The sequence below is a fragment of the Streptomyces sp. NPDC058295 genome (assembly GCF_042880655.1).
Classification (GTDB): domain Bacteria; phylum Actinomycetota; class Actinomycetes; order Streptomycetales; family Streptomycetaceae; genus Streptomyces; species Streptomyces coriariae.
Window position 1 is genome coordinate 142,192 of the sequence record NZ_JBHVYO010000015.1, and the last position, 13,087, is coordinate 155,278.

13 protein-coding genes are annotated in these 13,087 nt (G+C 69.8%); 4 read left to right on the top strand and 9 right to left on the bottom strand.

All coding sequences use genetic code 11. From position 1 onward, the window contains the following. The first annotated feature begins 103 nt into the window (after positions 1–103). Complete coding sequence (locus ACFVYS_RS18460; protein ID WP_389503192.1) at positions 104–1,120, top strand: LacI family DNA-binding transcriptional regulator; 1,017 nt, start codon at positions 104–106, stop codon at positions 1,118–1,120. A gap of 62 nt (positions 1,121–1,182) precedes the next feature. On the opposite strand, the gene prcA is transcribed toward ACFVYS_RS18460, so the two are convergent. The 6 genes from prcA to arc all read right to left on the bottom strand — a co-directional run bounded on the left by prcA (position 1,183) and on the right by arc (position 7,022). Next, a complete protein-coding gene (gene prcA / locus ACFVYS_RS18465) occupies positions 1,183–1,920 on the bottom strand; it encodes a proteasome subunit alpha (RefSeq protein ID WP_389503194.1) in 738 nt (245 codons plus the stop codon). Positions 1,921–1,981: 61 nt separating this feature from the next. Then, the gene (gene prcB, locus ACFVYS_RS18470; protein WP_389503196.1) at positions 1,982–2,827 is read right to left on the bottom strand and encodes a proteasome subunit beta; all 846 of its coding nucleotides are present in this window, start codon (positions 2,825–2,827) and stop codon (positions 1,982–1,984) included. Continuing rightward, positions 2,779–3,165 (bottom strand): endonuclease domain-containing protein, encoded by a 387-nt coding sequence (locus ACFVYS_RS18475; protein ID WP_389503198.1) that lies wholly within the window; start codon positions 3,163–3,165, stop codon positions 2,779–2,781. Before ACFVYS_RS18475 ends, prcB begins: the two co-directional genes overlap by 49 nt. Continuing rightward, the gene (locus ACFVYS_RS18480) at positions 3,104–3,322 is read right to left on the bottom strand and encodes a ubiquitin-like protein Pup (RefSeq protein WP_020128324.1); all 219 of its coding nucleotides are present in this window, start codon (positions 3,320–3,322) and stop codon (positions 3,104–3,106) included. The genes ACFVYS_RS18475 and ACFVYS_RS18480 overlap by 62 nt, the downstream gene beginning before the upstream one ends. 188 nt (positions 3,323–3,510) lie before the next feature. Then, the gene (gene dop / locus ACFVYS_RS18485; protein WP_171396251.1) at positions 3,511–5,022 is read right to left on the bottom strand and encodes a depupylase/deamidase Dop; all 1,512 of its coding nucleotides are present in this window, start codon (positions 5,020–5,022) and stop codon (positions 3,511–3,513) included. A 233-nt stretch (positions 5,023–5,255) separates the two neighbouring features. Further along, the gene (arc, locus tag ACFVYS_RS18490; RefSeq protein WP_020665692.1) at positions 5,256–7,022 is read right to left on the bottom strand and encodes a proteasome ATPase; all 1,767 of its coding nucleotides are present in this window, start codon (positions 7,020–7,022) and stop codon (positions 5,256–5,258) included. A gap of 243 nt (positions 7,023–7,265) precedes the next feature. On the opposite strand from arc, the gene ACFVYS_RS18495 reads away from it, so the two are divergent. Continuing rightward, positions 7,266–7,571: a ferredoxin gene (locus ACFVYS_RS18495; protein ID WP_020128320.1), complete on the top strand. Its 306-nt coding sequence runs from the start codon at positions 7,266–7,268 to the stop codon at positions 7,569–7,571. Between the two features lie 56 nt (positions 7,572–7,627). On the opposite strand, the gene ACFVYS_RS18500 is transcribed toward ACFVYS_RS18495, so the two are convergent. The 3 genes from ACFVYS_RS18500 to ACFVYS_RS18510 form a co-directional block, all read right to left on the bottom strand. After that, positions 7,628–8,206 carry a hypothetical protein gene (locus tag ACFVYS_RS18500; protein ID WP_389503201.1) on the bottom strand — a complete coding sequence of 193 codons (579 nt, stop codon included), beginning with the start codon at positions 8,204–8,206 and terminating at the stop codon, positions 7,628–7,630. A 262-nt stretch (positions 8,207–8,468) separates the two neighbouring features. Further along, positions 8,469–9,371, bottom strand: a complete 903-nt coding sequence (locus ACFVYS_RS18505) for a tRNA (adenine-N1)-methyltransferase (RefSeq protein ID WP_046261810.1) — start codon at positions 9,369–9,371, stop codon at positions 8,469–8,471. A gap of 53 nt (positions 9,372–9,424) precedes the next feature. Further along, the gene (locus ACFVYS_RS18510) at positions 9,425–11,101 is read right to left on the bottom strand and encodes a site-2 protease family protein (RefSeq protein WP_389503203.1); all 1,677 of its coding nucleotides are present in this window, start codon (positions 11,099–11,101) and stop codon (positions 9,425–9,427) included. A 402-nt stretch (positions 11,102–11,503) separates the two neighbouring features. Here ACFVYS_RS18510 and ACFVYS_RS18515 point away from each other — a divergent pair, with 402 nt between their 5' ends. Together ACFVYS_RS18515 and ACFVYS_RS18520 are read left to right on the top strand one after the other, a co-directional pair. Then, positions 11,504–12,364, top strand: a complete 861-nt coding sequence (locus tag ACFVYS_RS18515; protein WP_389503270.1) for a RecB family exonuclease — start codon at positions 11,504–11,506, stop codon at positions 12,362–12,364. A gap of 14 nt (positions 12,365–12,378) precedes the next feature. After that, positions 12,379–13,050, top strand: a complete 672-nt coding sequence (locus ACFVYS_RS18520; protein WP_020128315.1) for a response regulator transcription factor — start codon at positions 12,379–12,381, stop codon at positions 13,048–13,050. The last annotated feature ends 37 nt before the right edge of the window (positions 13,051–13,087 follow it).

Here is a 13,087-nt window from a genome sequence, read left to right on the forward strand (position 1 = left end):
CTCGCCCGAGGCGGTGGATCACCTCGAGGTTTTACGTATAACGTCTCCAGTCATACGTACCATGTGCGCTGTTCGCCAGTCCATACGAAGGAGCAGGCCCACGGTGGCACGAGGTAGCACGCGCCCCACGAGCCGTGACGTCGCCCAGGCCGCGGGGGTCTCCCAGGCCGCCGTCTCCCTCGTCCTCGGCGACAAATGGCGCGGCCGCGTCTCCGAGACCACCGCGCAGCGCGTACGGGAGGCGGCCCGCGAACTCGGCTACCGGCCCAACCTCGCCGCCCGCAACCTGCGCCTCGGCCGCACCCGCACGGTCCTGCTCGTGGTCCCCGCGCTCACGACGGAGTTCTTCGCCGGCGTCTACACCGGGGCGGCGCGGGTCGCGGCCGAGCACGGCTTCGGAGTGGTCCTCTACCCCTCCCCCGAGGGCGTGGGCCCCGCCCGCGACCCCTTCGCCTCCGCCCAGGCCGCCCTCGACGGCGTCCTCGCCTCCTCGATGGCCGCCGACGCGCTGACCGCCATCCGCGGCGACCAGCTGCCCCTGGTGATGCTGGACAGCGACCCCTCCGGAAGCCTGGGCGCCGCCACCGTCAACCTCGACATCGTCGACGGCGTCCGCCAGGTCGCCGACCATCTGCTGGGTCTCGGCCACCGCCGTTTCCTGCACCTCGCGGCCGACATCCCGTCCTGGACCTTCGAGGTACGCGCGCGTGAGCTCGCCGCCCGGGTCGGCGCGGCGGCGGGGACCTCGCTGCGCACCGCCTCCGCCCCGATCTCCATCGACGGCGCCCTGGCCGCCGCGGAGGCGGCGCTGAGCGCTCCGGGGCCCCGCCCCACCGCCGTCGTCTGCGACGACGACAAACTCGCGGCCGGCGCCTACAAGGCCCTACGGCGCCTCGGCCTGCGTGTCCCCGACGACGTGTCCGTCACCGGCCTGGACGATCTCGCCCTGGCCACCGCCCTCGACCCCGAGCTGACGACCGTACGGCTGGACGCCGAGCTGTTCGGCGAACGAGGCATGCGGGCCCTCCTTGCCGTCCTGGAGGGCCGCACGCCGGACGGCGGGGACATCCCCGTCGAACTGGTCGTACGGGCCTCCACGGCGCCACCGAACGCCTCCTGAGACGCCCTGCGCCCCGGCCGAATCATCGACCGGGGCGCACAAGGGGTGAATCGCGAGCGGTGTCACTCCTCCTCGGAGCTCTCCGCCTCCGTGGTCGCGCCGTCCGTCTCCAGCAGCCGGCCCAGCTGACGGCCCACGATCCGCTTGAACTTGCGCGACTGCGGCCGCGTGCGGTCCAGCACGGCCACCTCCAGGCGCTCGGCGGGAATCTCCCGCTCCGTGCCGCTGGTGTCGCGCGACAGGGCCTGTACGGCCAGCTTCAGCGCCTCGGCCAGGTTCATGCCCTCCCGGTGACGCTGATCCAGGTAGCTGCTGATCTGCTCGGCGTTGCCCCCGACCGCCACCGAACCGTGCTCGTCCACGATCGAGCCGTCGTGCGGCAGGCGGTAGATCTGGTCCCCGTCCGGCGTGGCGCCGACCTCGGCCACCACCAGCTCCACCTCGTAGGGCTTCTCGCCCGCCGAGGAGAAGATCGTGCCCAGTGTCTGGGCGTACACGTTGGCCAGACCGCGGGCGGTCACGTCGTCACGGTCATAGGTGTACCCACGGAGATCGGCGTACCGCACGCCACCGATCCGCAGGTTCTCGTACTCGTTGTACTTGCCGGCGGCCGCGAAGCCGATCCGGTCGTAGATCTCGCTGAACTTGTGCAGCGCACGGGACGGATTCTCACCGACGAACACGATGCCGTCGGCGTACTGGATCACAACGAGGCTGCGGCCGCGCGCGATGCCCTTGCGGGCGTACTCGGCGCGGTCGGCCATCGCCTGCTGGGGTGAGACATAGAACGGCGTCGACACCGGTTATCCGTCCCTTTCTGTCGAAGTCACTGGATCACCTGGGATGAGAACGGGGCCGCCGCTACAGCAGGGCGGCGCGCGGGCCGTCCGGCTGCTCCAGGCGACGCGCCAGGATCGAACGGGCGATCTCCGACGACTCCTCGTCGGTGAGCCGGCGGAAGCCGTCCTCGGTGATCACGGTGACGATGGGGTAGATCCGGCGCGCGACATCGGGACCACCGGTCGCCGAGTCGTCGTCCGCCGCGTCGTAGAGGGCCTGGACCACGAGGGTCGTGGCCTCGTCCTCGGTCAGGCTGTTGTGGAAGAGCTTCTTCATCGCCCCGCGCGCGAAGACCGAGCCGGAGCCGGTGGCGGCGTAGTTGTGCTCCTCGGAGCGGCCGCCCGTGACGTCGTAGGAGAAGATCCGGCCGCGGTCCCGGTCCACGTCGAATCCGGCGAAGAGGGGCACGACCGCCAGCCCCTGCATGGCCATGCCCAGATTGGAACGGATCATGGTCGACAGGCGGTTCGCCTTGCCCTCGAGCGAGAGCTGCGCTCCTTCGACCTTCTCGAAGTGCTCCAGCTCCAGCTGGAACAGCTTCACCATCTCGACGGCCAGACCGGCGGTACCGGCGATTCCGACGGCCGAGTACTCATCAGCCGGGAAGACCTTCTCGATGTCCCGCTGCGCGATGACATTGCCCATCGTGGCGCGACGGTCACCGGCGAGCACGACACCACCGGGGAACGTCACCGCGACGATCGTCGTGCCGTGCGGCGCCTCGATCACACCCTGCGTCGGGGGCAGCTGCCGCTTGCCGGGCAGCAGCTCCGGCTGGTGATCGGAGAGAAAGTCCATGAAGGACGAGGACCCGGGCGTCAGGAAGGCAGCCGGTAGACGCCCGGTGCTACGAGTGTTGGCTTCCACGCGTTTCCTTCCAGGTATTCGGCTGCTCGGTGCGCGCCTGCGGGGTCAACCCTCAACAGGCCGAGGCCGGAATTGCAGTTGAAGCACGATATGCCACGGACCCTACCCCTCCGACGGCAGTGATCAACCTGCGTAACAGGCACTGCCTCCGCAGGCCGTCGGAGTCCGACCGCCGCGGGCGGGGGCTGCGCGCGGCTTGATCGTCCTACCGCGCACAGCACTTCACGTCGCCTTCGCTTCCCAACCCGCGAGTCCCCGATTCCTTCAGATCGAAGGCTACTCGCCGCCCTTTTGAACGAAGCTTCGAACGAAGTCCTCGGCATTCTCCTCGAGGACATCGTCGATCTCGTCGAGAACCGAGTCCACGTCGTCGCTCAGCTTCTCCTGGCGCTCCTTGAGGTCCTCCGAAGCCTGCGCCTCGGGCGCCTGCTCCTCGACCTCCTCCGTGGAGCGCGTCGCCTTCTGCTGGCCGCCGCCGGTGTCCTTGGTCGCCATAACCCTCACCCCGCTCTTTCGCCCGACATGGTCGACAGGTCGGCATTCCTGCCGATCGGTGATGATCAGACCCTACAAGCCGGGTCCGACATCGGCCCCGCAGTTGCCACAACGTACGGGGGCCACCTCGATGATTCCCTGACGGGAGGGTTTCCACCCCGCCCGGGAGGTCGCGTCCGGGTGGTCGTTCAGCCGCCCGAGAGCACCTTGACCAGGTCTTCTGCCGTGCGGCAGCGGTCCAGGAGCGCCTTGACGTGATTTCGCGTTCCGCGAAGAGGTTCGAGGGTTGGGACGCGCTGGAGCGAGTCCCGACCCGGCAGATCGAAGATCACCGAGTCCCAGGAGGCGGCGGCGACATCGTCGGCGTACTGCTCCAGGCAGCGGCCGCGGAAGTACGCGCGAGTGTCCTCCGGGGGCTTCGTGATCGCCCGCTCGACCTCGGTCTCGTCCAGCAGGCGCTTCATGCGGCCACGGGCCGCGAGACGGTTGTAGAGGCCCTTGTCGGCCCGTACGTCGGCGTACTGGAGGTCGACGAGGTGGAGGCGGGCGGCGTCCCAGTCGAGGCTGTCACGGCGCCGGTAGCCCTCCATGAGCTCCCGCTTGGCGACCCAGTCCAGTTCGCCGGCGAGGCTCATCGGGTCGTTCTCCAGGCGGTTCAGGGTGTCCTCCCAGCGTGCGAGGACGTCCTTCGTCTGATCGTCGGCGTCCGAGCCGTACCGCTCCTCCACGTACTTGCGCGACAGCTCGAAGTACTCCATCTGCAACTGGACCGCGGTGAGCGTGCGGCCGCTGCGCAGGGTGACCAGCCGCTTCAGGGTCGGGTCGTGGGACACCTGGTGCAGGGTGCGGACCGGCTGGTCGACCGCCAGGTCCACCGCGATGAAGCCGTCCTCGATCATCGACAGGACCAGGGCCGTCGTGCCCAGCTTCAGATAGGTCGAGATCTCGGAGAGGTTCGCGTCACCGATGATCACATGGAGGCGGCGGTACTTCTCCGCGTCGGCGTGCGGCTCGTCGCGCGTGTTGATGATCGGGCGCTTCAGCGTCGTCTCCAGGCCGACCTCGACCTCGAAGTAGTCGGCGCGCTGACTGAGCTGGAAGCCGTGCTCGTGACCGTCCTGGCCGATTCCCACGCGGCCTGCGCCGGTGACGACCTGGCGCGAGACGAAGAAGGGCGTCAGGTGGCGCACGATGTCCGAGAAGGCGGTCTCCCGCTTCATCAGGTAGTTCTCGTGCGTCCCGTAGGAGGCGCCCTTGTTGTCGGTGTTGTTCTTGTAGAGGTGGATGGGCTGCGCGCCGGGCAGTGCGGCGGCACGCTCGGCGGCCTCGGCCATGATCCGCTCGCCGGCCTTGTCCCAGAGGACGGCGTCGCGGGGATTGGTGACCTCGGGCGCGCTGTACTCGGGGTGCGCGTGGTCGACGTAGAGGCGCGCGCCATTGGTGAGGATGACGTTGGCGAGGCCGATGTCCTCGTCGGTGAGCTGGCTGGAGTCGGCGACCTCGCGGGCGAGGTCGAAACCACGCGCGTCCCGCAGCGGGTTCTCCTCCTCGAAGTCCCAGCGGGCCCGGCGGGCCCGGTGCATCGCCGCCGCGTAGGCGTTGACGATCTGGGACGAGGTGAGCATGGCATTGGCGTTGGGGTGGCCGGGGACGGAGATGCCGTACTCCGTCTCGATGCCCATTACTCGCCGTACGGTCATGCGGCCCTCCTTGCCCGGCGGCACCCTCGGTCGTGGGCGCCGCTCAGATACCGGTGGTGCTCCGGCGCGTGTGCGGTGCCCGTCCCCGCACTGCGCGACCCGGCGGTACGGAAGAGCCTAGAACGCCTCCGCGCTGGTGGGGAGATCATTTGCGTCATTGCCTTGCTCCAGCCGTGGCCCGGAAAGCAGTCGGCTGCGGGTACCCGTGGTGGGCACCCGCAGCCGCCCTGTTCTTACAGGTACTGTCCGGTGTTCGCCACCGTGTCGATGGAGCGTCCGGTGTCCGCGCCCTGCTTTCCGGTGATGAGGGTACGGATGTACACGATCCGTTCGCCCTTCTTTCCGGAGATCCGGGCCCAGTCGTCGGGGTTGGTGGTGTTCGGCAGGTCCTCGTTCTCCTTGAACTCGTCCACGCACGCCTGGAGGAGGTGGGAGACCCGAAGGCCCTTCTGGTTGTGGTCGAGGAAGTCCTTGATGGCCATTTTCTTGGCCCGGCCGACGATGTTCTCGATCATCGCGCCGGAGTTGAAGTCCTTGAAGTAGAGGACTTCCTTGTCGCCGTTGGCGTAGGTGACTTCCAGGAAGCGGTTTTCCTCGGATTCGGCGTACATGTGTTCCACAGCCGTCTGGATCATGCTCTGGACGGTGGTGGTCCTGTCGCCGCCGTGTTCGCCCACGTCCTCGGCGTGCAGGGGAAGGCGTTCGGTGAGGTACTTCTGGAAGATGTCCTTCGCCGCTTCGGCGTCCGGACGCTCGATCTTGATCTTCACGTCGAGGCGGCCGGGGCGCAGGATCGCGGGGTCGATCATGTCCTCGCGGTTGGAGGCACCGATGACGACCACGTTCTGCAGGCCCTCGACACCGTCGATCTCCGCCAGAAGCTGCGGAACGATGGTGTTCTCCACGTCCGAGCTGACGCCGGAGCCCCGGGTGCGGAAGAGGGACTCCATCTCGTCGAAGAAGACGATGACGGGGGTGCCCTCGGAGGCCTTCTCCCTCGCACGCTGGAAGACGAGGCGGATCTGCCGCTCGGTCTCACCGACGTACTTGTTGAGCAGCTCGGGACCCTTGATGTTGAGGAAGAAGCTCTTGCCGGTGGCCTGACCGGTGACCTCGGCGACCTTCTTGGCCAGCGAGTTGGCGACGGCCTTGGCGATGAGCGTCTTACCGCATCCGGGGGGCCCGTAGAGCAGGACGCCCTTGGGCGGGCGCAGCTCGTGCTCCTTGAAGAGGTCGGGGTAGAGGTACGGGAGCTCGACGGCGTCGCGGATCATCTCGATCTGCCCGCCGAGGCCACCGATCTGCTCGTAGCCGATGTCGGGAACCTCTTCGAGGACGAGTTCCTCCACCTCGCTCTTGGGCACGACCTCGTAGACGTAGCCGGAGCGGGGTTCGAGCAGGAGGGCGTCGCCGGGGCGGATGACGACGTCGAGGAGCGGCTCGGCGAGCCGGACCACCCGTTCCTCGTCGGTGTGCCCCTGCACGAGGGCGCGTACGCCGTCCTCGAGGATCTCCTTGAGGGTGACGATGTCGCCGACGCTCTCGTACTCCATGGCCTCGACCACGTTGAGCGCTTCGTTGAGCATCACTTCCTGGCCGCGCCGGAGCTCTTCGAGCTCGACGCTGGGGCTGACGTTCACCCGGAGTTTGCGGCCCCCGGTGAAGATGTCGGCCGTGCCGTCCTCGTTCGCCGTGAGGAAGACGCCGAAGCCGGCCGGCGGCTGGGCGAGCCGGTCGACTTCTTCCTTGAGGGCCACGATCTGGTCGCGGGCCTCACGGAGTGTGTTCGCGAGTCGTTCGTTCTGGGCGGACACGCCGGCCAGGTTTGTCTGTAGCTCGACGATCCGCTCTTCGAGAATCCTCGTGTGCCGCGGAGAGTCGGCGAGCTTGCGTCGCAGGACGGCGATCTCCTGCTCAAGGTAGGCAATCTGCCCGGACGGGTCGTCGGACCCTCGTCCCGGGCGGATGCCGCGGTTCATGTCGTCGTCGTGGGCTGCCACGGTCCTCACCTCCTCCAAGGGGAGCTGGACGCTTCCAGACCCTACCTGGGTGGGTGTCGATTGAAACCCCTAGATCACAAAGACTGTCGGGGTGTGTCCGATCTTCACCCTTGCGCTCTCCCTCACGCCAGGGGAATACCCACCGAACACGGTCCGGAAGCCGCCGAGGGTAGGGTCGAAGTGTTCAACACCCGTCAGAGCCTGCATGGTTCCCTTGCGGCTCGACAGTAAACGGCAGGAGATATGGGCGTGCAGCAGGAGACCGGTGTCGGCAGCGAAGAGCTGGAGGTCTGGATCGACCAGGATCTCTGTACCGGCGACGGGATCTGCGCCCAGTACGCACCCGAGGTGTTCGAGCTGGACATCGACGGCCTGGCCTACGTCAAGGGCGCCGACGACGAGCTGCTCCAGGCCAAGGGGGCCACGACCCCGGTGCCGTTGCCGCTGTTGACGGACGTGGTGGACTCGGCGCGGGAGTGTCCGGGCGACTGCATTCATGTGCGACGCGTTTCGGACAGCGTCGAGATCTACGGCCCGGACGCGGAGTGACGCGTCGGCCGCGGACCGTGACGCCTGTCTGATTTCTCACAGGCCGGTGGCCCGGATCAGACGCTGTGGGCGCCCGCGGGTGTCGAGCGGATGAACCTGTCGTCCTTCCACTGCCACTTGGCGCTGTCCTTCACGTCGGGGCAGCAACTGGGTACGTCGGCCGTGGAGTAGCCGAGCAGTGTGGCGAGGACGGCTCCGTCGGTGACGGAGAGGCTCGTGACGGTGTTGCGGGCCTTGGGGTCGACGAGGGTCGCCACCACGCGCGCGTGCGTGCTGTCCGCGCCCTGGGTGAGGACGTAGACGCCGTCGGGCGGGGTTCCCATGGGGGCGTCGCAGTGCACCGCGGCGATCGTCTCCGGGGCGCCGTCGCCGTCGAGGTCGCCGCTGGCCTTCTTGACCACGAGGGCCTGTACGGGGCCGCATTCGAGGGGGAAGTCGACGCCGGTGGTGGCGGGGGCCGCGGTGGTGACGGGGGCGGGCCCGGCCTCCGGGCCCGCGGCCTGGGCGGCTGTCGCGGGTTTGGGCTGCAGAAGGGAGGAGAGGGCGACGACGCCGGCGAGCGCGGTGGCGGTCGCGACCCAGTGGATCGGCCTGGTGTGGGTGTGTGCCAGTTCCGGGAGGGCGGATTGCTGCACTGGCAGTGTCTCCTGTGGTGGCTGTGCCGGTGGGGGTGGGGGATTGGCCAGCATCGTGCCACACGTCACAGGGTGGGGGAACGGCGGGGTACGGGATATCGGACGTGGATATCGGCCGCGTCGCCCCTCGGTACCGAGCCGCCCCGACGGGGGCCGGACCGGGGTCCGGCAGACGCCAACGACAGGGCGCCGTGGCCGAGTTCCGTGTCGTCCGGGAACTCGGTCACGGCGCCCTGTCGTTGAACGCTGTGCTGGGGCGGCGTCAGCGGCCGCTGCCTCCGTCGGCATTGGGGCCGGTGTAGTCCTCGCCGTAGGCGCCCTTGGCCGGGCGGCGGCGCCGCATCGGCGGCTCGACGCCGTCGGCGAGGCGACGGGCGGTGAGGAGGAAGCCGGTGTGGCCGATCATCCGGTGGTCCGGGCGGACCGCCAGGCCCTCCACGTGCCAGTTGCGGATCATCGACTCCCAGGAGGTCGGCTCGTTGAAGGAGCCGATCTCGCGGATGGACTCGACGGTGCGGGCGAGCTGGGTGGTGGTGGCCACGTAGCAGCACAGGATGCCGCCGGGCACGAGCGCCTTGGAGACGGCCTCCAGGCACTCCCAGGGGGCGAGCATGTCGAGGATGACGCGGTCGACGTCGGTGTCGGACAGATTGTCCTGGAGGTCGCCGACGGTGAGCTGCCAGGCGGGGTGCGGACCGCCGAAGTAGCGCTCCACGTTCTGCTGGGCGATCTCGGCGAAGTCCTCGCGGCGCTCGTAGCTGTGCAGCATGCCCTGGTCACCGATGGCGCGCAGCAGGAAGCTGCTGAGCGAGCCGGAGCCGACGCCGGCTTCGACGACGCGGGCGCCGGGGAAGATGTCGGCGAAGGCGAGGATCTGCCCCGCGTCCTTCGGGTAGACGACAGCTGCCCCGCGGGGCATGGACAGGACGTAGTCGGGGAGCAGGGGGCGCAGCGCGAGGTAGGCGACGTTCCCGGTGGTGCGGACAACGCTGCCCTCGGGAGCACCGATCAGTTCGTCGTGCGGGAAGGAACCCTTGTGGGTGTGGAAGTTCTTCCCGGCCTCGAGCGTGAACGTGTAGTGGCGGCCCTTGGGGTCGGTCAGCTGAACCTGGTCCCCGACCTTGAAGGGCCCGCGCCTGCGGGCGGCACCGGTCGGTTCGGACATGTGAACAGCCTACCGGGGTTTGCCGGGGCCACCGACCACGGCGACGGCCCCGGCTAGGACGGCCTGGCCATGGCCTTGACGAAGGCACGTTCGACGTCGGCGGCGGACAGGACGCCGAAGATCTCACCGGTCTCCTCGACCACGAGGTACTCGGTGGCGGGGGTGGCCCGCAGGACGTCGAGGAGGTCCTCGCCGGCCAGCTCGGCGGAGACGCGCATGCCGTCGGTGAGGTCCTGGGCGAGGCCGCTGACGGCGACCCAGGGGCGGCGGTGTTCGGGCACCCCGACGATGGCCGCCTCGCGGACGAGGGACAGGGGTTCGCCGTGGGCGTCGACGACGACCAGAGCGCGGGCGCCCGCGTCGTTGGCGCGGCGCAGCGCCTCGGAGAGGGGGGTGTGGGTCTCGACGGGGACGGCCCGCCGGGTGAGGGTGCGGGCGCGCAGCTCGGGGAGGTGTTCGCGCAGGCGGGCCATGCGCAGGCTGTTGCCGGCACCGGTCCAGATGATCGCGGCGAGGATGGCCGCGAGGAGGGCGTCCGTGACGGTGTCCATGCCGACGCTGTCCTCGGCGCTGGAGCCGAGGGCACCGGACTGGGTGAGCAGGGGCAGGCCGATGAGGACGGAGACGGCGAGCGCGCGGCCGACCCAGGCGGCGGCGATGGTGCCGTTCATGGGCTTGCCGGTGAGCTTCCAGACCACGGCACGGAGCATGCGGCCGCCGTCGAGCGGGAGGCCGGGCAGCAGGTTGAAGATCGCCACGATGAGGTTGGAGATCATCAGCCCGGCCAGCAGGACGCCCGGGACGGTGCCGGGCTCCACAGGCTGCATGGCGAGGTAGAAGACGCCGGCGAGGACGAGGGAGAGCAGCGGGCCGACGAAGGCGAGCCAGAACTCCCGGCCGGGGGTCTCGGCCTCCTTCTCGATCTCGGAGACGCCGCCGAAGAACTGGAGCTGGATGCGGCGGACCGGGAGCTTGAAGCGGAGGGCCGCGATGGTGTGGGCGAGTTCGTGGATGAGCACGGAGGCGTAGAAGGCGACCGCGAAGAAGAGGGAGACGAGGTAGCGGAGGGCGCCGAGTTCGGGGAGTACGCGGTCGAGCTGGTTGCCGAACACCCAGGTGATGAGGGCGGCGACGAGGAACCAGCTGGGCGCCACGTAGACGGGGACGCCGAAGGGGCGGCCCATGAGGAGACCGCCGCGCGGCTGCTCCGGGGGGCGCTGGGGCGGAGGGCCCTTGGGGAGGATCAGGGCGGGGGCAGGAGGCGTCGCCTGCCCGGCTTCGCTCCTGGTCTCGGTTCCCGTCTCGGTTCCGGTTCCGGTCGCGGCCTCGGTTCCGGTCCCGGTCCCAGCCTTGGCCTCGCTTCCGGTCGCGGCCTCGGTTCCGGTCGCGGCCTCGGTTCCGGCCCCTGTCTCGGTTCCGGCCTCGGCCCCGGGCTTGGTTTCGCTCGTGCTGTCCCCGTTCGCACCCGCCGTGCGGTGGTCGTCGTCGGCTGCCGGGGGCCCCTGTGGAGCGTTCCCGTCGTCGGCCGCGGCTGCGGCGGGCGCGCCTTCGCTCGGCGCCGGTGTCTCGGGCGGGGTCGGCGCGGCTTCCCGGTCGGGCGTGGCCCGGTCCGGGGTGCCGGGGTCAGGGGACTGCGCGAGGTCGGTGGCCGGGGACGCAGGTGTCGCGGGGTGCTCGGCCGACTCTTCGTTGTCCGGCCGCGGCCGCCCGGTCCCGCCGCTTTCCACCACGGTGTCCCCTCGTCGAAGCGTCTCCCGCTCGTGCAGGGCGGGAGGGTCTCGGACCGATGGTATGCGGCGGTCGTGACGTGTTCCGCCCCGGCACCCCCCGCGTTTCCCCGGTCATCGCCGGTGTTCGAGGCGAGGCGGGTCCGCGGGCTGGGTGACTGTCAGTGGTGGGCCGTAAGGTCTGGGGTCATGGAGAGCAGCAGCGAGGGCGTCGGCCGGGTGGGCGACGGCGGTGTCGTGGAGGAACCGGCACACACGGAGGCGAGCGCCCCGGAGACGGTCGTCCCGGGAGCGGTCGTCCAGGAGGCGGTCGTCCAGGAGGCGGTCGTCCCGGAGACGGTCGTCCCGGAGACGGTGGCCCCGGAGACGGTCGTCCCGGAGACGGTGGCGACGGCGGTCGCAGCCATGGCGCCCGCCTCGCTCTCGCCCTCGCGGGCCGGTGACTTCATGCAGTGCCCGCTGCTGTACCGGTTCCGGGTGATCGACCGGCTGCCGGAGAAGCCCAGCCCGGCGGCCACGAAGGGCACCCTGGTGCACGCGGTCCTCGAGCGGCTGTTCGACGCGCCGGCGGCCGAGCGGACCGCGCCGCGGGCCAAGTCGCTGATCCCGGGCCAGTGGGACCGGCTGCGGGAGACCAGGCCGGAGGTCGTGGAGCTGTTCGCCGACGATCCGGAGGGCGAGCGGCTGGCCGGCTGGCTGGTGGAGGCGGAGCGGCTGGTAGAGCGCTGGTTCACGCTGGAGGATCCGACACGGCTGGAGCCCGCCGAGCGAGAGCTGTTCGTCGAGGCGGAGCTGGACTCGGGGCTGCGGCTGCGCGGGATCATCGACCGGGTCGATGTCGCGCCCACCGGCGAGGTGCGGATCGTCGACTACAAGACCGGCAAGGCGCCCCGGCCGGAGTACGCCGAGGGCGCGCTGTTCCAGATGAAGTTCTACGCCCTGGTCGTGTGGCGGCTGAAGAACGTCGTCCCGCGGCGGCTTCAGCTCGTGTACCTGGGCAGTGGTGACGTGCTGACGTACGACCCGGTCCTGGCCGATCTGGAGCGCGTGGAGCGCAAGTTGCTCGCGCTGTGGGAAGCCATCCGGCTGGCGACACAGACGGGTGAGTGGCGGCCCCGGCCGACCAAGCTGTGCGGCTGGTGCGACCACCAGGCGCACTGCCCGGAGTTCGGCGGCACTCCCCCGCCGTATCCGCTTCCCGTGACGCTGCCGGTGAGGGCGGCGGAGTCCGAGAGCGGGGCGCAGGGCAGAATGGGGCCGGGCTAAAGAAGGAGACATACGTGGCCATCCGCGTCCTACTGGTCGATGACCAGCCGCTGCTGCGTACCGGCTTCCGGATGATCCTGGAGGCCGAGCAGGATCTCGCGGTCGTCGGCGAGGCCGGAGACGGCCTCCAGGCGCTCGACCAGGTGCGGGCGTTGCAGCCCGATGTGGTGCTGATGGACATCCGCATGCCGCGGATGGACGGGGTGGAGGCGACCCGGCAGATCACCGGGCCGGGGCGGGACGGGCCGGCGAAGGTGCTGGTGCTGACCACCTTCGACCTCGACGAGTACGTGGTGGAGGCGTTGCGGGCCGGGGCGAGCGGGTTCCTGCTGAAGGACGCGCCCGCCAATGAACTGGTCCAGGCGATCCGGGTGGTGGCCTCGGGCGAGGCCATGCTGGCGCCGAGCATCACGCGGCGGCTGCTCGACAAGTACGCCACGCATCTGCCCTCCGGCGACGAGCCGGTGCCGGACACGCTGCACACGCTCACCGACCGTGAGGTGGAGGTGCTGAAGCTGGTGGCGCGCGGGCTGTCGAACGCCGAGATCGCCGCCGACCTCTTCGTCAGCGAGACCACCGTGAAGACGCACGTGGGCCATGTGCTGAACAAGCTCGGGTTGCGCGACCGGGTGCAGGCCGCGGTGTACGCGTACGAGAGCGGTCTGGTGCGTCCCGGCGCGCAGTAGCGCCGGAAGAACCGGAAGAACCGGAAGAACTGAAGAA